Consider the following 18,116-nt stretch of genomic DNA (forward strand, 5'->3'; position numbering starts at 1 on the left):
CTTTTTTTCTTAAACTGCCCGTTTACAACTGCGAAATTTCGATCAAGGGCTTGAGCTGCTCAATAAGTTCTCTGTCCGCCAGATCATCGGAGAATGCGGTTGCGCTGCCGGAAGCTACTCCTGCACGGAATGCCTGCAATACATCTCCTGTCAAGGACAATGTGCCAACAAAACCAGCAATCATAGAGTCCCCCGCACCTACCGAATTCTTCACCTTGCCTGCCGGCGCGTTGGCGCGGAACAGGCTATTCTCTGAAATGAACAGAGCCCCCTCTCCAGCCATGGAGACCAGCACATGCTTCGCCCCGAGCTCCAGCAGCTTACGCCCGTAGGTAATAAGATCTTCCTTGCTGCTGATTTGAACCCCGAACAACTCTGCCAGCTCATGATGATTCGGCTTAACAAGCAGCGGTCCCAGAGGCAATGCCTGTTGCAATGCTTGTCCGGTCGTATCAATAACAAATTCGGCCCCGTGCTGCTTGCATACGCCTATCAGCCTGTTATAGAAATCCTCACCCAGCGAAGGAGGAATGCTTCCGGACATTATAACGATGTCACCCGCCTGCAAAGTAGCAAGCTTCTGAAGCAGCGCCTCAGCTTCGTTATCACGGATCACCGGACCCGCTCCGTTAATCTCCGTCTCCTCTCCGGCTTTGAGCTTGATGTTAATCCGGGTATCATCCGAGACGGATACGAAATCACTGGCAATGCCTTCTTCATGCAGCCAATCTTCAATATAACGGCCGGTAAAGCCCCCAAGAAAGCCAATTGCCTTGTTCTGGACGTTCAACTGGTTCAGAACACGCGAGACGTTGATCCCTTTACCGCCCGGCAGCTTCAAATCACGTTTCATCCGGTTCAGGCTGCCAAGCTTTACCTGGTCAACTTCCACGATATAGTCAATGGAAGGGTTAAGTGTCACTGTATAAATCATGATTATCCCTCATTATTGTGGTTTTCTAGTTTTCAAACTAATGTATAGTCCATATCCATCATTTCAAGCTCACGGATAAAGCTCTCCGGCGTTTCCGAGTCCAGAATGCAATGATCAATTTCCTGCAGATCCGCCACCTTGCAAAAGGATACCTGCCCGACTTTGCTATGATCGGCCAGCAGGATGACCTGCTTGGCAACGGAGATCATTTTGCGTTTGGTGGCGGCTTCCAGCATATTGGGTGTGGTAATGCCTTCATGCACATCCAGCCCGTTCGTACCGAGAAACGCCTTATCCACCCGAACCATCTCCAGTGACCGCTCCGTCATCGGTCCCACAAAAGCGAGTGTATCCGGACGAAGCATACCGCCTGTGATGGATACTTCGATATTACGGCACTCCTTCAGCTCGTTTAGCGCCATGATAGAGTTAGTAATGACCTTAAGATTAGAGAAGGATTTCAGCTCCCTGGCAATCTGCAGGGTTGTTGTTCCTCCGTCAAGCAGGATTGCATCGCCGTCCTGAATCATCTCCACCGCTTTGCGGGCGATCCGCAGCTTCTCCTCCAGGAACCGGTCTTCCTTGTCCTGAAAGACCGCTTCAAAGTTGACGCTCTGCAGGGAGACCGCCCCGCCATGCGTCCGTTTCAGCAGCCGTGCTTCCTCCAGCTCTTTAAGATCACGGCGGACCGTCGATTCGGATACGCCAAGCTGCTGGCTAAGCTCCTGCACCGATCCCCTCGTGTGCTTCTCGACAAACTGCACGATGCTACGTTTTCTTTCCTCTTCAAACAGCATGACGGTTCACTCCTTAACGGAACAGCGTTACCTTCCGGCTTCTTTAGGATCTGAATTAACAATAATCCTTATACTCCATATTTTGATCGAATAGATTCCACTGCTCGATTTTGATTGAAATTGACTGTTTGTGATTACTTTTGCTTATTTATGATAATAACAGCGTTTTCATCATCTGTAAAGCTCCTTTTTCTTGATCATATCTGCTCAAAGCCGGCTGTCTGAAATATCCTCCCGAACGCCTATTTCATCTGCCCGGGGTGTTACATATTTTATAATACATATGGGGAAAAGCGGGTGAACAGAAAATGGCCAATAACAAAAACAACTTTGGATATCGCAACCGCATGGGTGTCAGCAATCTGAATAATAATCCCGGCGCCAGCAATCCGGTAGAATCCGCGGAGCTAAGCGCTGAAGATTATGAAATTATCGCTGCCGGTCTGACCGCTTTGGGAGAAGTATTCGCATTTTTGGCCCTCGTCAAAGCGAAGCAAGTGACCAAGGAAACCGGAGGCCAGGTAAATATCGACCCGCTTTTATTCATACAATCCAGAAAAAAAAAAGCGGCCCGACGGAAATCCCGTCCACCGCGTTAAAGCTTAATCCATGGCAATAAGTTCTTTCGCATTAGGCAGACCCAAGCGGTATGGCCTGATGCTTTTCAAATATGGCGTTTATCTCCCCGCGAGGTTCTTCATTCTTAAGTGTGACAATCACAATAATATGCTCGAGGTCAGCATGTTTGGCATAGGCCTCAGCATCCTCCTTTGGGATTCCGATGCTAATCAGGCTGACGGCAAGACCGTCGATATCCAGATCAGCTCCAGCCAGCTTCTTCGCTGCAGGCCCCGCTGCCACCGCCGTATCGGACAACATATCCAGCCCTACCCCCAGGCCTCTCGCTGTTCCGAACAAGCCTGCATTGCCTTCCCCGGCTTCGGGCTTGCCAATCCCTGTATCGTGGCTGATGACCTCCAGCGTATTTTTCTCCTTCGTCACAACCGATATCTGCTTCGCTTTGACTCCGAGCTCCTGCACCGCCTCTATCGCCAGTATTGCATCGCTCCGGTGCCCGAATATTCCTACAACCAGCATAGTCATATGACATCCCTCCTGTTTAAGCGATATTAACCGCCACCTTTGCGGCTTGAACCGGCCGGCCGGTTGTCCTGGTTCCGGATAAACTTGAATCAAACTCTCGTATATCGGTTATAAAGATAGAATCGGGTTTAGATTTACCGCGATTTTAATGTACTATTAGTATATTGGTAGATCTACCAATGATCCTGATGCTGATACATACAGGCATTATTTAGAATGAAGGGGAGGCTGCTATGCTACAAAGCAAGTATTTTCGAACATGCCTAGCCATTATCGCCTTTCTGACGATTCTGTATCTGGGCTCCAAAGTTATTTTTCTGTTCACTCCTGTGGTGGCGATCCTGAATCTGCTGCTTGTGCCGATGATGCTGTCCGGATTCATGTATTACCTGCTGCGGCCGCTGGTCTCATTCCTGGAGCGCCATAAACTGGGACGCGGATTATCCATCCTGCTGATCTATCTTGTCGCTGTGGGACTATTCATCCTGTTCTGGGTGCTGGTCTGGCCGACACTTCGTGAACAGATTCAGAACTTTATTGACAACACCCCTTACCTGGTTCAGGGAATGCAGGATCAGTTCAACAAGCTGCAGAATGATCCTTCATTATCAAGATTCTTCAAAGGGGATACCGACGTGGCCGCCCGGCTCTCAGGATATTTGAACGATGGGATTACCTGGGTCACCAATTCGATGACCAATCTTATCGGTGTCATTTCAAGCATTGTAGTGGTCATCGCCACTTTGCCGATTATTCTTTATTACATGCTGAAGGACGGACACAAGCTGTCCCCTATTCTGCAGAGCCTGATTCCGAAAAAGTACCGCAAGGAAGGCCAGGAAATGCTGAAGGATATCGACAGCGCACTCAGCGGTTTTATCGTGACCCGGGTACTGCTCAATGTTGTGCTGGGAATTATGCTCTATATCGGCTTTCTGATTATTGGATTGCCCTATTCGCTCCTGCTCGCCGTAATTTCCATACCGCTTAATTTCATTCCTTATGTCGGTTCTCTGCTGGCGGCAATCCCGGTAGTCATTGTGGGATTCATTGATTCGCCATCCATGGCGATTTGGTCTTTGGTCATTATTGTGGTCGCCCAGCAAATTCAAGATAATGTGCTTTCTCCGATTATTTACGGCAAGTCGCTGGATGTTCACCCGCTCACGACGGTACTCCTTGTGCTGATCGGCGGAGATTTCTTCGGCATCATCGGTGTGCTGATTGCTCTTCCCGTGTATATGATTATCAAAATCATATTCCTGCGAATCTATGAGATTATCATCGCGGAACGTGTTGAAGAGGTTGAGGTCATCAAGGAAGAACAGCTATAGCAGCTGTTGGTTAGGCTAACTTCTCATATAGGCCCCTGAAACAAAACAAAAAACAGCTGCGCCATCCTTAATCGGGAGGGTGCAGCCGTTTTTTGTTTTGTCTTGCTCAGCCCCGCAGGGAGCGGACGACAAAGATGTGTGTGCCTTTCATCAGATTCTGCCCGTCCACCAGGGTAACCGAACCTTTGGTATGCGAAGCTATAGTTGTATTAAAAGCAATCAGCTGATCACCTTTCCACACGGTTACTGCTGATTTAAAATAAACTGCGTTATCGAACTGCTGGCGCTCTCTCATGACATATCCAACGGAATGAAGAACCGGGGGCAAGGCTCTCTCTTTGGGAGCCAGAGCCTTAATGAACACAATGTCACGAAAAGGTACAGCAATTTCCTGATGGCCGATCACGGCCACCGAAGCGGCTGGATCCCATTTGCGCAGAACGCCCTTCATAATGGTGTAGGGCTCTTCCCCGCAATACATAATGACCGGTCTGCCAACCCAATGCTTCATTGCTCCACCCCCTTCGCTGTGTCCGTGCTACCTATACATTCGGTATGGACCAATCTATTCCTCTAAGACCATGTGACTCCAGATACTGATTGGCTCTGGAGAAGGGGCGGCTGCCCAGAAAGCCGCGATGTGCCGAGAACGGACTCGGATGCGGTGACTGAATCACCATATGCCGGTCCCGGTCGATATAAGCCCCTTTTTGCTGAGCATGGCTTCCCCACAGAATAAATACCATCGGCTCCGTCCGTTCATTCAGCTTCTCCATGATGGCGTCAGTGAAAGTCTCCCAGCCTAGCCCCTTATGTGAATTGGGCTGGCCTTCGCGCACAGTCAGCACTGCGTTCAGCATGAGGACACCCTCTTCGGCCCAGTGCAGCAGTGAGCCGTGGTTCGGAACCGGCAGCCCGGTATCCGTATGGAGCTCCGCATAAATATTGCGCAGCGAAGGCGGAATACGCACCCCGGGCTTCACTGAGAAGCTTAACCCGTGAGCTTGTCCCGCACCATGATAAGGATCCTGTCCCAGAATAACCACCCGGGTCTTGCTGTAAGGTGTCAGCTTGAGCGCCGAGAACAACAGCTCTTTAGGCGGATAAACTGTATGTTGTTTATATTCACCCGCAAGCGTGTAGCGTAGTTCCTGAAAGTAGGACTTTGTTGTTTCCTCCTGCAATACCTCATCCCAATCGTTGCCGAACATCCCCGTTCTCCTTCCGGTCTTTCACGTAATCATTATTCATTACCTGTTATTACCCATAATATAAGGCTGGCTTACGCACTCCAGTGGCAGGGCAGCTCTAAAGCTGGGTTGCCAGGGCTATTTCCGCCCGTAATCCGCTTTGATCTCGCCCCACTCTTTGGTCTGCCATTTCAGCAGCTTGTTGTCATAAGTATTGCTCTGCAGCCAACGCTCGGCGCGGTCAATCAGTATCCAAATCTCCTCTGTAGAGGCATCTCTAGGCAGAGTCGTGGCCACCTTTTTCTGCTTGACCCATTTCATCGCGTTCACTGAATCACTGTAAACCGTCCTGCTGCTGCCCTCTTTCTTCAGCAGGGCCAGCGCATGAACAATTGCCAGAAATTCTCCCAGATTATTCGTACCTTTCTTAATGGGTCCGCAGCTGAATATAATGTCGCCGGTCTGAGTGTCCACACCCTTGTATTCTACCGGTCCCGGATTGCCCCGTGTGCCGACATCAACGGATATGCTGTCATAGTCTATCTCTGCCGAGGTTTCTACACTAGCGCTCCGTCCCCGTGAGGCAGCCGGTTTCCCCTTTGTGCTACCGGAAGCAGATGAGGATGCCCCCGTTCCCCAATTCCCCTTCCAGCCAGCTTTGTACGCTGCGTCTGCGGCAGCTCTGGATTCATAGGACTTGTATTTCGCTCCGGTGTAATGATCCGTCTGGGCTTGGCATTCTGCCCATGTACCATACACTCCCGGCTGTTTGCCTTCCCATACTACATAAAATTTCTGCTTAGCCATGGTACAGACCTTCCTTCGCGTAAAAATTCATCAGAAGAATATTGTAATCCAAACTGCGGCCATATTGAAGCCAAATTATATTCAGAGCCTGTTGCCGCTCAAAAATCTGCGGATATTTGACCCGGCACAAGCTCATACTATACGAGAAGTTTAATCGAGCACCACAAGCGTAGTATCTATAATCCCTTGTAGTTTGTCTACATCCCTGGTTGTTTTGACCATTACCCGCAGTCCTACCAGCGCGTTGTGCAGATATGCCGCCAGATCCGACGCCGGACGGCGTCTGGAGATTTCACCGCTTGCCTGGCCATCCAGCAGCAATTTCTCAATAAGCTGCTCTGTATCCAGGAACGCTTCATTCACTCTGGCTGCTGCCTCGGGATCATGATAGGACAGCTCAACCGCAGTGTTCACAAGCAGGCAGCCCTTCGGGTCCATTTCTGCCATCTGAAGAATCAGTTCAAACAGTTGACGAATTGCCCCTTTTGCTGAGGCCGCTTCCTTCACCTGTTCTTCCATCTTGGCTGAGGTATTCTGCACATACCGGTCTATAGCTTTCATATATAAAGTATGCTTGTCGCCAAAAGTATCATACATGCTGCGCTTATGAATTCCCATTCCGGTCACCAGGTCCTGCATGGAGGTTTTCTCATAGCCCTGCTGCCAGAAAACATTCATGGCTTTACCGAGTACATTGTCGATATCGAACTCTTTGCTTCTTGCCATCATCATGCTCCTCTCTGGGTCGATTTTACCATTTATAGAACGATCGGTAAATATAATGTAGGAAATGTGAATTCCATCGCAATATTTCCGCACTAATCATTCTACATTAATTTTGAAAGAACATACCACAAAGTCACACACACCATAAGGAGGTTCTTTAGATGGGAAAGATTGCAGGCCTGGCCGCAGTATTCGCTTTGACCCTACTCGTAGGATGCGGTAACTCGAACAACAATAATGCGGCAAATCCAAATACGTCCGCAAACGGCAATACCAATGTTACGGAAACCACTGACGCTGTTACCTCAGCATCCGTAGTTAACAATGGAGAGGATTTCAAAAAAGCGATCAGCAAAGACGGAACCTGGATTGCCGCAACCTTGAATGACCTTACGTTCACCGAAGACCTCGTTGTGGACGGCCAGTTCATCAACAAGGAAGAACCGGCGCGCAAAATCGCCCTCTATACCCAGGATGCGGAGCACAACATCACTAACTCGTTCATACTGACTGCTCCCAAAATCACCATTAAGAGTGAAAATGCCCGGATTCAGGGCGGTACTTTTGTCGGGGACGTTTATGTGGAGGCGGACGGCTTCAGCGTTGTGAATGCCACCATCAAGGGCAACGTCTATTTCGCGAATGCTCAATATCAATCCACCTTCGACTCATCAGATCAGGGCATTGTATCCGGCGTCACAGAAGTGAAGAAATAAACCGTGGGGAGCTTGATTGCCGGCAATCACGATATCCGCAGCCTTGCTGAATACACTCTCTGGCGGACTGCGGAGTTATGTCGTCGGAATGGCCGGCAATATAACGGACTAATTTCCGTCCGATCGCAGGGGGTGTCCCAAAAGCCGTGAAATGGCTGCTTGGGACACCCCTCGTTTTTTGAGCAGGTAGTAGGAATATCTACTTATGGGATAGCCCTGTGTTTATTACTAATTCCGCATATCCCTTCTCCACTCAGTCATATCCGCCCACCGCTTCAGGCATCTCCAGATATTCCGCTTTTTTCTTGACGAGTTCAAAGATATAGCTTCTTATTTCCTTCAGCTTTTTGGCATCTTCGGTGACCTCGCATTTTTCCTCGGACCATTCCAGTGTTTGCTCTTCTCCATTCAGCCTTATCTGCCAATGCTCTTCATCATAGGGTGTCTGGTTGCAGTTTTGCCTCGCCGGTTCCAGCTTCAGCTCACCCATTACATCAATATCCCGCAGGCGGGTATAGATGTCCGCCATTTCGCTCCCGGTAAACGTCAGATCCGCAGTTGCCTCACCTTGGGTCACCAAATCCTTGGTTACGGTGCCCTCAAAGGTATTAATTTCATTCTTCCCGGTAATTCCGAAACGGACAGAGAAGGCAAAATCCTCCGGCATCACTTCAGGCATACGGTGGTCAGGCCTCTGCATTGGAGCTGCAGACTGTGTAGTGCTTCCGTTTCCTCCATCCGTGCTTTCACACCCTGCAAGCAGCAGAACCAGCAGCAGCGGCAGACAGGCCAGCAGCTTAAACATCTTCATTTCCTCCTTTGGCGGTTTCCCGCGCTTGCTCCATTTCTTTCTAAACGATGATAACACTCCAATATGTTGCAGATAGGCTGCCGAAAACTAGAAAAAGATACCATCCGCGTGGGATCGTATCTTTGTAAATGCTGTACTCAGAGAACACTTGCTCATTTTACGATGGAATATACATTTGCGTCATGCGGCTTGCCGTCCTGGACCATATAGTTTCTTAATAGCCCCTCTTGCTGAAACCCCTGTTTAACCAGCAGCGCTTTAGAGGCTTCATTTCCAGTGAATACTACAGCGCCGATCCGGGTCAGCTCCATTCTTTCGAAGCCATAAGCTAGAACCCTGGACACCGCTTCCGCGGCATAACCTTTGCGCCAAAAATCCGGATTGAGCTCATAGCCAATTTCGGCCCGTTGGTACTTTGGTGACCAGGCGTTAAACCCGATCGTCCCGATAAGCCCTTTGCTGCCCTTAAGCTCAATGCCCCACCGGATACCTCGCTTGTCCCGGAAGCTGTCTGCGAAGAAATCAACATATCCCTCCGCCTGTGCAAGTGTCGTAAGCGGCTCCTGCCCGTAGTAGCGCATGACCTCGCTGCTGGAAAAGCAGGCGAAGATCCCCTCGGCATCCTCTGCTGTAATTTCTCTTAATCTAAGCCTGTCCGTCTCCAATACAGGAAATTCAAAATTCACTTTATCCCCCCCAATATAAATTGAACTTATAATTCTTCTATTTTGGGATTGGCCGTGACTACATGTAATTCTTAAGTTCAATCTATATAGCAGAGGGAAGCTGACGATTCCAGCACGCCCGCAATGTAACCGGACACCTCAAGATGATAAGGATGCACCAGATAAGCCTCCATGTCCGCCATTGATGCATACTGAACGATTAGCATAAGATCATACGAGCCGCTTCGGACGTCAATCTCTACTTTCAGATCGCGGATATACTCTATTCTCTCGCGCATGCCAAGCAATACCTCTCTTGTCTTGGCTATGCTGCCCGGACTGCTGTCCTTCAGCTTGATTATTAAATTGTTGATAATCACAGCCCGATATCCCCCTTCTCCTGCTTCTCCAGCTGCAGCATGGCCGTAGCAGCTTCGCGTCCGTTCACCAGCAGCGTTATCCGGTGTTCTCCCGGATAATGGCGGCGGGTCGTCAAATCACCCCAGCGGTGTGTCCGTGTGGCCTTTAAAGTACTGCCGCCGGGCACTGTTTTATCAGACAGGAGAAATAATTTGCGTGATATCTTTCCTCCGGCTTTCACAAAATCAATGCCATATTCAATCCGGATTCGCACAGGGCCGCCTTGAGCAATATCAAGGCTGTACCGCAGTTCGCAGCTTCCCCCAATCTGCACGATAGCCGGATCGACAGAAAGCGAGGCATCGGCAACAAGCGGTGTGTCCTCCGCTTCAGCCGCATATCCAAACAGTTCCATAATTTCCGGGACCGCCTTGCGGATCAGCGAACGGCAGGCATGCCGCACAATCCAGTCCGTGTATTCATTCTCACCTTTCCAGCGTTGGGCAATCCCGATGACAACATCAGGATGATCCTTCGCGATATCATTCAAATTGTTGGCCACACTCTTGCGCACATACAGCGACGGGTCAGCCTTCAGCCGTTCCAGCACCGGCAGCACCGGAGCCGGATCACGCTTGAACATAGGCAGCGCCTGCCCCCACGGCAGACGGGGCCGGCTACCCTCACTGGCCAGCCGCCGCACATGCTCGCTGGAATGGCCGGACCAGCGCAGCATCTGCGCCATCATCCGCTGCGGATCGCGCAGCAGGAAGGGACGAACGGCAAATTCCGCCGACGATCCTCTTGTGAACCGCTCCAGTGCCGCCATCGACCGTTCCCAGTGTTCCTCCGCCTGCCCGTACACCTCGACAAAGTCGGGGAAGATCAGGTACGGAAACCCTACACATTGAGCATCTATTGCATACAGAATATCCAAGGCGTCCTCATACCCCGGGGGCAAAGAAGACCCAAGCGCCTCTGTAATGCGCCGCATCCGTCCCTTAAGCTCCAGTTCCTCCCAAGGCGCCTTCATCGCCGACCGGACGAAGCCTTCCAGATCGAACAGCCCGTATATGGCTTTAATCTTTCCGCCGAAGCCGCGCAGAAATTCCTCGTTGTACATTGCTTTTAATGGTTCAGCCATACGTTAGTCTCCTCCTGCTGTTTCATTCAGACTCTCTGTCAGGAAAGCGTAGCATAACGAACCAGACAGCCTTATGTCATATTCATTTAAGTGTCAAAAGAACGCCTCTGGATACCTCAGCTCACCTTTAATGTCCCCCAGCTGGCCTTCCTGTAACTCATACACCTGGAATACCTCGTCCGGCACCTCAATTTGCTTTAGCTCCAGCCCAAATGCACGTGCTGGTGTAAAGCCGAATTTGGGATAATAAGAGGGATGGCCGATCAGCAGCACAAGCCCGTATCCCAGCGCCTTGCAGCGGCTGAGCCCCTCCTCGATGAGCCGTCCTCCCACGCCTTTTCCCTGATAGTCGGGATGTACAGCTATAGGGGCAAGAGCAATAACGTTATGGGCCGCAGTACCATCGGTAACCTTGGCTCCGCTTAACAAAATATGTCCGATGACCATCTCATTCTCCACAGCCACAATGGAAAGCTCAGGAATGAAGTCTGCCGACTCTCTTATTCTTTCAATCAGCCTCGATTCATCCTCGCGGTTTCCAAAAGCCCGGTAATTTAGATCAAATACTCGTTGGTAATCATCCGTTGTTTCTGTTCTTAAGTGCAAATCTTCCATCCCCTTTCGATATTGCTTTGCTTGCTTTAATTGATCAGCACTTCTATCTCTTCTATGCTTTTTTTCGCTCTGCTGTTCAGCCCACGCTTATCTTTAAGTCCAAGCGACTGCAGTTCATGTCCGGGATCTATGACCAGCGGCTCTGCAATCACAGACTCAAGCAATTGAACCGTTGTGCGGCAAGCGCTGAACAAAAGATCGCGGGGAATGACCCCTTTGTTCGAGCGGATGATTCCCACCAGACTTTCGGCATACATCAGCCGGACGATACTGTCGGCGCTGAGCAGGTTACGGGCAGCGAAGGAAGCTGTATTTTCTACGATAACAGGAGCCTGGAACTGTCTGGAAAGTGCATCCAGTGCGGACACCGCCTCCCAATCACGGATCGACAATTGCTGCAAATAACCGGTTACCATCTCCTGAAACCATTGCAGCTCCATTTCCCTTGGAATTTCATATTGCTTGTACTGCTCCAGCACACCTTCACGGTGCATCTGCACAAAGCTGCCCAAATACCGGGCAAAACATTCTTTTGCTTGCTGTGTCAGGTCATTCATGAGGGTTCCACCTTGTTCTGTAGATTGTATTTAATAAGGATTATAGGGCTCAATATGCTTAAGACTGGACTCGCGGATTCCCGACTTCCGGCCTTTAAGACTGATCTCATGGCTGAACTGCATTACTTCATTATGGGCAAAATAAGTATACTCCACCTCAGGCTCATCGCTAAAACTCACTACGGCAAAAAAAGGCGGTGCTTTGATTCCCCAAACCCCTTTTACCGAAGATATCGTTTCATCGCTGTAACCCTTCTCTTCGATCAGATAGGCCTTTACCCTGTGAGAAAAGATGAATTTGTTGACTTGCACGTATACTACAGCAGTCAAAATAACTAGCAGAATCAGCACAACAAGCGCTCTGTAAGCGAATTTCCTCATAGGCCTCACTAGAAAGCCACCTGCCTCCCTGTATAACCACAGTTTTATTTTCGCAAATATTACAAATTAAATCCTATTTTCAAAAGTCACAGCCTGTCGTAAAATGATTGAAATGACTTTATGGAACGATTAAAATTCGAGCCGATAAACGGAGGGACGGGACTATGCCGCAAACACTTGTTAAAAATGCCGATTTTTTTGTTGCTGCCTTGTCGCAGACCTTTGTGTCCGCGCTGCAGCTTGACCCCGATGGAATGTACTCCCAGGTAGGCTTCGGGATTGTTGAGAAATTCTCCGAAGAGTATGTACGCTTAAAAAGATTCGACGGCTCCATCTCGCACTATGACAGGGATATTACGAAGTTTCAGCATAACAAGGCCTAACGCACCGCACATAAGCTTTATTTTAATTTCCCCTTTTCAGGGCAATTCCCCTGCTTTTTCTAGTAAAACAATAACTATCCGGATTTAAAGATGGCCCCAACGCAAAAAAGCGGACACTTGAATTGACCTGGTGTCCACTTTTTTATGCCCTTGCAGCGGGCTAACTTATCCCTGCATTTGTTCCAGCTCATAGTAGGCTCCCCGGCGGCTCATCAAATAAACAATTGTTCAAAATGGGCAGGGAATTACCGGTCCTGTCTGTTTCCGCTCACTCCTTCCACACTTTCCAAAAATCCGTACCGGCAAAAACCTGCTCTTTCCTCGGCGCCTCTTCCCCCATGTCCGGCAAAATAGCCCAGCCTACACGCTGTTTCCTCAAAGGGTCATCCTTCGCTAAACCATATTCGCGGTAACGGACGGTCACTTCATTGGCCGGATCCTCCCAGTTATCCCAACCGCTTGGATGAATATGCCCGCCCATGCGGCAATTCAGCATCTCTGTCTTGGCATAGCCGCGCCAGGGACGGCCCAAATACACTTCATCCACATTCGGGTCAGCTGTCAGGTAACAATCCTTGAACAGGTAGCCGTAAGGCTGGCCCGGCGGTGTGGAGCCTGCCGTGATATAGCCAGGACCATCATTGTAGTGCCGCAGGCTGCGGATTTCGCAATGCTCGAAATAAGCCGTCGCACCGCCAAAAATAAAATCTACCGTACCTTCTATGTAGCAATGGGTATACAGCTGGCGGTAATGGTTATGCCGCTCTTTGAGGGGGATTCCTCCGAAAGCTCCCCCCTGTTTGTTCGCCGGAGGCAGCGGGCCAGTAAACAGGGTATCCTGGTGCCCCTTTAAGATACAGTTGCGGAAGACCGTTTCGTCGCAATGTGCATATACTGCAAGCGCTTGCCCGATTTCAGTGCCTTGCCCGGCCGTATTGGATAGGGTCAGGTTTTCCAGCACCAGCCTGCTCCCACCCAGAAACAAGGTCGGAGTGGCAAAGGTGCCCTGTTCCTCTCCAGTCACATCTTTCTGCCTTGCGTAACGGTTGTTGGTAATCTCTACTTGTCCGATGCCCCTGATCGTCAGGTCCGAACGATAGATCCGCACAGCCTCCTCATAAATACCGGCCAGAATATACAACGTCTCCGCTTTACCTGAAGGCAGCCGTTCAAGCGCATCAACCGCCTCCTGGATCGAATGAAAATCGCAAAAGCCCTCTTTGCCCACCAGCATTTCATTTTCCTCCTCTTCCGTCCGCATGCAAATAAATTATAGCGCCCGGGAGCGTGTTCTGCCAGCATAAATTTTAACGTGTGCATTTCATAAATCGCTTGACTTGATCCCGTTCAGGAACTACACTGGAATCGTTAACAATCCTATTTCCCGGAGAGATATTATGATTACTATCAAAGATATTGCACGTGTTGCCGGCGTTTCCCATACCACCGTTTCCAGAGCACTAAACGGCAGCCCGCTAATCAAGAAAGTAACCCGGGACAAGATCGAGAAAATCGCCGCGGAAATGAATTATGTGCCGAACTACAGCGCCAAAAGCCTGGTCACCAAACGGTCCTTTACCATCGGCCTGTTCTTCTCCAGTATTGATCAGGGAACATCGTCCAGCTTTCTGGTCGACGTCATTAAAGGGATCAGCCATGTGCTGGATGAGAACTTTAACCTGACTGTAAACGGAATTGACGGCGTTCACAATTACGCCAACATTCAGCCGCAACGCTTTGACGGTATTCTGGTCATGAGCCAGAGCGACGAGGATAACGCTTTTATCTACCATGTCAAAACAATGGGCATCCCGCTTGTGGTGCTGAACCGCCAATTGGAGGATCCCGGCATTATGAACGTTGTAGCCAATGACCGCGAAGGTGTGAAGGAAGCGATCGATTATGCCGTAACACAAGGGCATCAGCGTTTTGCAATTATTGAAGGCAAACCCGGCTTCAAGTCCTCAACCGAGCGTAAACAGGGCTTCATAGATAGCCTGATCGCTCACCAGCTTCAACTGAATTCAAGTTATTTTGCAGCCGGTGATTACAGCATTGAAAGCGGATATGCAGCAATGTCTACCCTGCTTGAGTTGCCTGATCCGCCTACGGCCGTCTTTTGCTCCAATGACGATATGGCTATCGGCGCCATGAATGCCTGCTATGCCCGAAAGATCAGCATTCCGCAACAGATTTCACTCATCGGCTTCGACGATATTATGTTCGCCCGCTACACGAATCCGGCATTGACTACGGTCCGCAAGCCTATTGTCGATATCAGTGAGCTCGGCACCAAGATGCTGATTCAGCTCCTGCAGCAGCCGGAGACCAAACCCCAGCAGTTGTTCGTCAAGACTTCGCTGGTCGTACGGGACACGGTCACAGAAATTTAGGGATGTGGAAGGATCTGCCCGCCCCTGCCCTGCCGGTCCAATGCGCTCCGGCAGAGCAAATACCGGGTCCCTGGTATTGTTTAAAAAAGAGCCTCTCTTTTTTAAAATAAAATGTTAACGTGTGCATATAACTATTTGAACTCAAAGGAGATCAAACCAATGTCGACAAACCGTTTATCCCGAAGCACTCACCCCCATCTGCCCCTGCATCCCGAACGGATGATTCAGTTCGGTGAAGGCAACTTTATGCGCGCCTTCGTAGACTGGCAGCTGCAGCAAATGAACAATCAAGGACTCTTTAACGGAAGTGCAGTATTGGTTCAGCCGATTGAGCAGGGTCTTGGCGGGCTGATGGCCGCCCAGGATAACCTGTACACTGTACTGCTAAACGGAATCATGCAGCAGCAGCCTGTGAATTCACGCGAGATCATCTCCAGCGTCAGCCGGGTGATTAATCCCTATACCGATTATGAAGCTTATCTCGCTCTGGCTGAGGACGATGAGCTGGAATTCATCACTTCCAACACCACTGAAGCCGGGATTGCCTATCATCCGGGCGACCTCGCGGGCGGTACACCGCCGAAGAGTTTCCCGGCTAAGCTAACAGCACTTCTGCACCGGCGTTTTCAACTGGGCAAAAAAGGCTTCGTCATCATCCCTTGTGAGCTGATCGACCGCAACGGCGAGAAATTGCGGCAAATTGTGCAGCAGTACGCTGCGGAATGGAACCTGGGTGAAGCCTTCCTGCAATGGCTGGAACAGGAGAATACGTTCTGCTGCAGTCTGGTAGACCGGATTGTACCAGGGTATCCCCGTGATAAAGCCGCGGAGCTGGAGGCTGAACTGGGTTATCTTGACAACCTGATGGTGACTGCTGAACCGTTTCTATTCTGGGTCATTGAAGGCCCGGCATGGCTTGCAGAGAAGCTGCCGCTGGCGGAAGCCGGGCTGAATGTCGTGGTGACAGATGATATGACGCCTTACCGTGAACGGAAGGTTCATCTGCTGAATGGCCCTCATACGGCGATGGTGCCACTGGGCATGATGGCCGGCCTTGAGACGGTTGAGGATGTGATGAATGACCAAACGTTCTCCCGGTTTGTACGGGAACTGATAGAGGAAGAACTGATCCCGATGCTGGATCTGCCGAAAGAGGAGCTTCTGCCTTATGCTGACGCTGTGCAGGAGCGGTTCAAGAACCCTTTTATCCGTCATGAGCTTACATCCATTTCCCTGAACAGTATCTCCAAATTCAAAACCCGGCTGCTCCCTGTGCTGCTAAAGTACCAGCAGGAGCGCGGCAAGCTGCCGGAGCTGATTACCCTCTCTTTTGCCGGCCTGCTGCTCAGCTACCGTGGAGACCTTGTGGCGCGTCAGGACAGTCCGGAAGTGCTGGCCATTTTTGATGAAGCGTGGAGCAATCCTGCCAACTTAGTTCAGGCGATATTGAAGGACGAGAGCCTGTGGGGTGAAGATTTGTCGCAGGTGCCGGGTCTGGCAGAGGTGCTTTCGTCCCATCTGCAGAAGCTGGAAAGCTCGGACAGCCGGGCTGCACTGGAGCAGTTTGTAAGCTGAGACTTCTACCGTTGGCAGGTAAATGAACGATAGGCGGACTAACAATCACAGCTTCTTCTAAAGGTTCCAAAGCAAGCTTTAGAGGAAGCTGATCAAGGAAGTTAATGAAATCACCATACTTTTAGGAGGGACAGCATGAAGCGTCTAATGAAAATGAATCCCCGGGATACGGTAGCTGTGGCGCTGCGCCCCATTTCCGCCGGAGAAGAGCTTGTTTTTGAAGGAATGACTCTTAAGGCAGTCCAGGACATCCCGCAGGGTCATAAAATAGCGTTGACCAGCTTTGCGGCGGATGACGTTATTACGAAATATGGTTATCCTATCGGCCACGCGATTGCTCCGATTCAAGCGGGCGAATGGATTCACACGCATAACATCAAGACGAATCTGGCGGGTGAAGAGGAATATGAATACGTGCCCGATCTTCATCCGGTCACTTACCCTTCCCGTGATTTGACCTTTCAGGGCTACCGCCGGACAAACGGCAAGGTTGGTATCCGCAACGATCTGTTTATTATTCCCACAGTAGGCTGTGTGAACGGTATCGCTGAGCAAATGCTGCAGGAATTCAAGGCTGAACATCCGGATATGGGAACCTTCGACAACTTTACCGTGCTTAAGCATCCTTACGGCTGCTCCCAGCTTGGCGATGACCACCGGATGACCCGCAGCATTCTGCTGGATGCCGTGAATCATCCCAACGCCGGGGGTGTGCTCGTCTTCGGTCTCGGCTGCGAGAACAACATTGTCTCCGAGTTCCGCAGCATGCTGGGTGATTATGACGAGAAGCGGGTCAAATTCCTCGTCGCCCAGGAAGTGGGTAATGAAGTGGAAGCAGGTCTCACGCTGCTGGAGGAGCTGTATGAAGCAGCTAAGGATGATGCCCGTGAGACAGTTCCGCTCAGCGAGCTGAACATCGGGCTGAAATGCGGCGGCTCCGACGGATTCTCGGGCATTACCGCCAACCCGCTGCTGGGCGCTTTTTCCGATTTCATTATCTCCCAGGGCGGAACCTCGGTACTGACCGAAGTGCCTGAAATGTTCGGAGCGGAGAAAATGCTGATGGCCCGTGCGGAAAGCCGTGAGGTCTATGAAGATATCGTATCCCTGATCAATAACTTCAAGCAATACTTCCTCTCTTACGGGGAACCGGTCTATGAGAACCCTTCTCCCGGCAACAAAGCCGGAGGCATCAGCACGTTGGAAGACAAATCGCTGGGCTGTACCCAGAAGGCAGGAACGTCCCCTGTGGTGGATGTGCTGCAATATGGCGTAAAGCTGCGCAAAAAAGGGCTCAGCCTCCTCCAGGCACCGGGCAACGATCTGGTGGCCGCATCTGCGCTGGCCGCATCGGACTGCCAGCTGGTATTGTTCACAACCGGCAGAGGAACTCCATTTGGTAGCTTTGTGCCTACGGTTAAGGTGGCGACCAACAATGAGCTTTTTGCCAAAAAAGGCCATTGGATGGATTTCAACGCCGGTCCGCTGCTGGAGGTCCCGATGGCCGATGTGCTTGAGGAGTTTATCGGCTATATTATCGATGTTGCCAGCGGTCAAAAAACACGGAATGAGCAAAACGAAGTGCGCGAGCTGGCTATTTTCAAAACTGGAGTCACGCTATAAT

The 18,116-nt window shown here is 50.4% G+C and carries 22 protein-coding genes; 7 read left to right on the forward strand and 15 right to left on the reverse strand.

Annotated elements, in window-relative coordinates:
- Positions 1–22: 22 nt before the first annotated feature.
- Together pfkB and H70357_RS24480 are read right to left on the reverse strand one after the other, a co-directional pair.
- Complete coding sequence (pfkB, locus tag H70357_RS24475) at positions 23–934, reverse strand: 1-phosphofructokinase (protein ID WP_038595030.1); 912 nt, start codon at positions 932–934, stop codon at positions 23–25.
- A 32-nt stretch (positions 935–966) separates the two neighbouring features.
- The gene (locus H70357_RS24480) at positions 967–1,731 is read right to left on the reverse strand and encodes a DeoR/GlpR family DNA-binding transcription regulator (protein WP_038595031.1); all 765 of its coding nucleotides are present in this window, start codon (positions 1,729–1,731) and stop codon (positions 967–969) included.
- 308 nt (positions 1,732–2,039) lie between these two features.
- Here H70357_RS24480 and H70357_RS24485 point away from each other — a divergent pair, with 308 nt between their 5' ends.
- Positions 2,040–2,330 carry a hypothetical protein gene (locus H70357_RS24485; RefSeq protein WP_038595033.1) on the forward strand — a complete coding sequence of 97 codons (291 nt, stop codon included), beginning with the start codon at positions 2,040–2,042 and terminating at the stop codon, positions 2,328–2,330.
- Between the two features lie 31 nt (positions 2,331–2,361).
- On the opposite strand, the gene H70357_RS24490 is transcribed toward H70357_RS24485, so the two are convergent.
- Positions 2,362–2,835, reverse strand: a complete 474-nt coding sequence (locus H70357_RS24490; RefSeq protein ID WP_038595035.1) for a general stress protein — start codon at positions 2,833–2,835, stop codon at positions 2,362–2,364.
- A gap of 233 nt (positions 2,836–3,068) precedes the next feature.
- On the opposite strand from H70357_RS24490, the gene H70357_RS24495 reads away from it, so the two are divergent.
- Positions 3,069–4,169, forward strand: coding sequence for an AI-2E family transporter (locus tag H70357_RS24495; protein ID WP_038595037.1), 1,101 nt, complete (start codon positions 3,069–3,071; stop codon positions 4,167–4,169).
- 106 nt (positions 4,170–4,275) lie between these two features.
- Here the strand turns inward: H70357_RS24495 and H70357_RS24500 are convergent, their stop codons facing one another.
- The 4 genes from H70357_RS24500 to H70357_RS24515 form a co-directional block, all read right to left on the reverse strand.
- Positions 4,276–4,680 (reverse strand): hypothetical protein, encoded by a 405-nt coding sequence (locus tag H70357_RS24500; protein WP_038595039.1) that lies wholly within the window; start codon positions 4,678–4,680, stop codon positions 4,276–4,278.
- 31 nt (positions 4,681–4,711) lie between these two features.
- On the reverse strand, positions 4,712–5,380 hold the full coding sequence (locus H70357_RS24505; protein WP_038595041.1) for a uracil-DNA glycosylase: 669 nt from the start codon (positions 5,378–5,380) through the stop codon (positions 4,712–4,714).
- Between the two features lie 117 nt (positions 5,381–5,497).
- Positions 5,498–6,166 carry a ribonuclease H gene (rnhA, locus tag H70357_RS24510; RefSeq protein WP_038595043.1) on the reverse strand — a complete coding sequence of 223 codons (669 nt, stop codon included), beginning with the start codon at positions 6,164–6,166 and terminating at the stop codon, positions 5,498–5,500.
- Between the two features lie 150 nt (positions 6,167–6,316).
- Positions 6,317–6,892 (reverse strand): TetR/AcrR family transcriptional regulator, encoded by a 576-nt coding sequence (locus H70357_RS24515; RefSeq protein WP_038595045.1) that lies wholly within the window; start codon positions 6,890–6,892, stop codon positions 6,317–6,319.
- 161 nt (positions 6,893–7,053) lie between these two features.
- Between H70357_RS24515 and H70357_RS24520 the strand changes: the two genes are divergently transcribed.
- Positions 7,054–7,608, forward strand: coding sequence for a hypothetical protein (locus tag H70357_RS24520; protein WP_038595047.1), 555 nt, complete (start codon positions 7,054–7,056; stop codon positions 7,606–7,608).
- 253 nt (positions 7,609–7,861) lie between these two features.
- Here the strand turns inward: H70357_RS24520 and H70357_RS24525 are convergent, their stop codons facing one another.
- From H70357_RS24525 to H70357_RS24555, 7 genes are all read right to left on the reverse strand, one after another.
- Positions 7,862–8,413, reverse strand: coding sequence for a hypothetical protein (locus H70357_RS24525; RefSeq protein ID WP_052092227.1), 552 nt, complete (start codon positions 8,411–8,413; stop codon positions 7,862–7,864).
- Positions 8,414–8,571: 158 nt separating this feature from the next.
- On the reverse strand, positions 8,572–9,105 hold the full coding sequence (locus H70357_RS24530; RefSeq protein ID WP_038595049.1) for a GNAT family N-acetyltransferase: 534 nt from the start codon (positions 9,103–9,105) through the stop codon (positions 8,572–8,574).
- 77 nt (positions 9,106–9,182) lie between these two features.
- On the reverse strand, positions 9,183–9,464 hold the full coding sequence (locus H70357_RS24535; RefSeq protein ID WP_038595051.1) for a Dabb family protein: 282 nt from the start codon (positions 9,462–9,464) through the stop codon (positions 9,183–9,185).
- Entirely contained in the window at positions 9,461–10,588 is a 1,128-nt protein-coding gene (locus H70357_RS24540; RefSeq protein ID WP_038595054.1) for a DNA alkylation repair protein, read from the reverse strand. Before H70357_RS24540 ends, H70357_RS24535 begins: the two co-directional genes overlap by 4 nt.
- A 93-nt stretch (positions 10,589–10,681) precedes the next feature.
- Complete coding sequence (locus H70357_RS24545) at positions 10,682–11,203, reverse strand: GNAT family N-acetyltransferase (RefSeq protein ID WP_331281737.1); 522 nt, start codon at positions 11,201–11,203, stop codon at positions 10,682–10,684.
- 26 nt (positions 11,204–11,229) lie between these two features.
- Positions 11,230–11,760: a hypothetical protein gene (locus H70357_RS24550; RefSeq protein ID WP_038595058.1), complete on the reverse strand. Its 531-nt coding sequence runs from the start codon at positions 11,758–11,760 to the stop codon at positions 11,230–11,232.
- Positions 11,761–11,790: 30 nt separating this feature from the next.
- Positions 11,791–12,141 carry a DUF3139 domain-containing protein gene (locus H70357_RS24555; RefSeq protein WP_038595060.1) on the reverse strand — a complete coding sequence of 117 codons (351 nt, stop codon included), beginning with the start codon at positions 12,139–12,141 and terminating at the stop codon, positions 11,791–11,793.
- Between the two features lie 164 nt (positions 12,142–12,305).
- Between H70357_RS24555 and H70357_RS24560 the strand changes: the two genes are divergently transcribed.
- Entirely contained in the window at positions 12,306–12,524 is a 219-nt protein-coding gene (locus H70357_RS24560; protein ID WP_038595062.1) for a hypothetical protein, read from the forward strand.
- A 268-nt stretch (positions 12,525–12,792) separates the two neighbouring features.
- Here H70357_RS24560 and H70357_RS24565 read toward each other — a convergent pair whose 3' ends face one another.
- On the reverse strand, positions 12,793–13,758 hold the full coding sequence (locus H70357_RS24565) for a pectinesterase family protein (protein ID WP_038595064.1): 966 nt from the start codon (positions 13,756–13,758) through the stop codon (positions 12,793–12,795).
- Between the two features lie 163 nt (positions 13,759–13,921).
- Here H70357_RS24565 and H70357_RS24570 point away from each other — a divergent pair, with 163 nt between their 5' ends.
- The 3 genes from H70357_RS24570 to H70357_RS24580 all read left to right on the forward strand — a co-directional run bounded on the left by H70357_RS24570 (position 13,922) and on the right by H70357_RS24580 (position 18,115).
- Complete coding sequence (locus H70357_RS24570; RefSeq protein ID WP_038595067.1) at positions 13,922–14,917, forward strand: LacI family DNA-binding transcriptional regulator; 996 nt, start codon at positions 13,922–13,924, stop codon at positions 14,915–14,917.
- Between the two features lie 159 nt (positions 14,918–15,076).
- On the forward strand, positions 15,077–16,492 hold the full coding sequence (locus H70357_RS24575) for a tagaturonate reductase (protein ID WP_052092228.1): 1,416 nt from the start codon (positions 15,077–15,079) through the stop codon (positions 16,490–16,492).
- Positions 16,493–16,627: 135 nt separating this feature from the next.
- Complete coding sequence (locus tag H70357_RS24580; RefSeq protein ID WP_038595069.1) at positions 16,628–18,115, forward strand: UxaA family hydrolase; 1,488 nt, start codon at positions 16,628–16,630, stop codon at positions 18,113–18,115.
- Position 18,116: the final 1 nt, after the last annotated feature.

The sequence above is a fragment of the Paenibacillus sp. FSL H7-0357 genome (genome assembly GCF_000758525.1).
GTDB lineage: Bacteria > Bacillota > Bacilli > Paenibacillales > Paenibacillaceae > Paenibacillus_AQ.

Excerpts from the sequence above, each read along its gene's own strand:
- H70357_RS24490 (WP_038595035.1), bottom strand. The coding sequence starts at position 2,835 with ATGACTATGCTGGTTGTAGGAATATTCGGGCACCGGAGCGATGCAATA.
- H70357_RS24580 (WP_038595069.1), top strand. The coding sequence starts at position 16,628 with ATGAAGCGTCTAATGAAAATGAATCCCCGGGATACGGTAGCTGTGGCG.
- H70357_RS24550 (WP_038595058.1), bottom strand. The coding sequence starts at position 11,760 with ATGAATGACCTGACACAGCAAGCAAAAGAATGTTTTGCCCGGTATTTG.
- H70357_RS24570 (WP_038595067.1), top strand. The coding sequence starts at position 13,922 with ATGATTACTATCAAAGATATTGCACGTGTTGCCGGCGTTTCCCATACC.
- pfkB (WP_038595030.1), bottom strand. The coding sequence starts at position 934 with ATGATTTATACAGTGACACTTAACCCTTCCATTGACTATATCGTGGAA.
- H70357_RS24495 (WP_038595037.1), top strand. The coding sequence starts at position 3,069 with ATGCTACAAAGCAAGTATTTTCGAACATGCCTAGCCATTATCGCCTTT.
- rnhA (WP_038595043.1), bottom strand. The coding sequence starts at position 6,166 with ATGGCTAAGCAGAAATTTTATGTAGTATGGGAAGGCAAACAGCCGGGA.
- H70357_RS24485 (WP_038595033.1), top strand. The coding sequence starts at position 2,040 with ATGGCCAATAACAAAAACAACTTTGGATATCGCAACCGCATGGGTGTC.
- H70357_RS24525 (WP_052092227.1), bottom strand. The coding sequence starts at position 8,413 with ATGTTTAAGCTGCTGGCCTGTCTGCCGCTGCTGCTGGTTCTGCTGCTT.
- H70357_RS24500 (WP_038595039.1), bottom strand. The coding sequence starts at position 4,680 with ATGAAGCATTGGGTTGGCAGACCGGTCATTATGTATTGCGGGGAAGAG.
- H70357_RS24505 (WP_038595041.1), bottom strand. The coding sequence starts at position 5,380 with ATGTTCGGCAACGATTGGGATGAGGTATTGCAGGAGGAAACAACAAAG.
- H70357_RS24480 (WP_038595031.1), bottom strand. The coding sequence starts at position 1,731 with ATGCTGTTTGAAGAGGAAAGAAAACGTAGCATCGTGCAGTTTGTCGAG.
- H70357_RS24555 (WP_038595060.1), bottom strand. The coding sequence starts at position 12,141 with ATGAGGAAATTCGCTTACAGAGCGCTTGTTGTGCTGATTCTGCTAGTT.
- H70357_RS24520 (WP_038595047.1), top strand. The coding sequence starts at position 7,054 with ATGGGAAAGATTGCAGGCCTGGCCGCAGTATTCGCTTTGACCCTACTC.
- H70357_RS24560 (WP_038595062.1), top strand. The coding sequence starts at position 12,306 with ATGCCGCAAACACTTGTTAAAAATGCCGATTTTTTTGTTGCTGCCTTG.
- H70357_RS24540 (WP_038595054.1), bottom strand. The coding sequence starts at position 10,588 with ATGGCTGAACCATTAAAAGCAATGTACAACGAGGAATTTCTGCGCGGC.
- H70357_RS24575 (WP_052092228.1), top strand. The coding sequence starts at position 15,077 with ATGTCGACAAACCGTTTATCCCGAAGCACTCACCCCCATCTGCCCCTG.
- H70357_RS24515 (WP_038595045.1), bottom strand. The coding sequence starts at position 6,892 with ATGGCAAGAAGCAAAGAGTTCGATATCGACAATGTACTCGGTAAAGCC.
- H70357_RS24565 (WP_038595064.1), bottom strand. The coding sequence starts at position 13,758 with ATGCTGGTGGGCAAAGAGGGCTTTTGCGATTTTCATTCGATCCAGGAG.
- H70357_RS24545 (WP_331281737.1), bottom strand. The coding sequence starts at position 11,203 with ATGGAAGATTTGCACTTAAGAACAGAAACAACGGATGATTACCAACGA.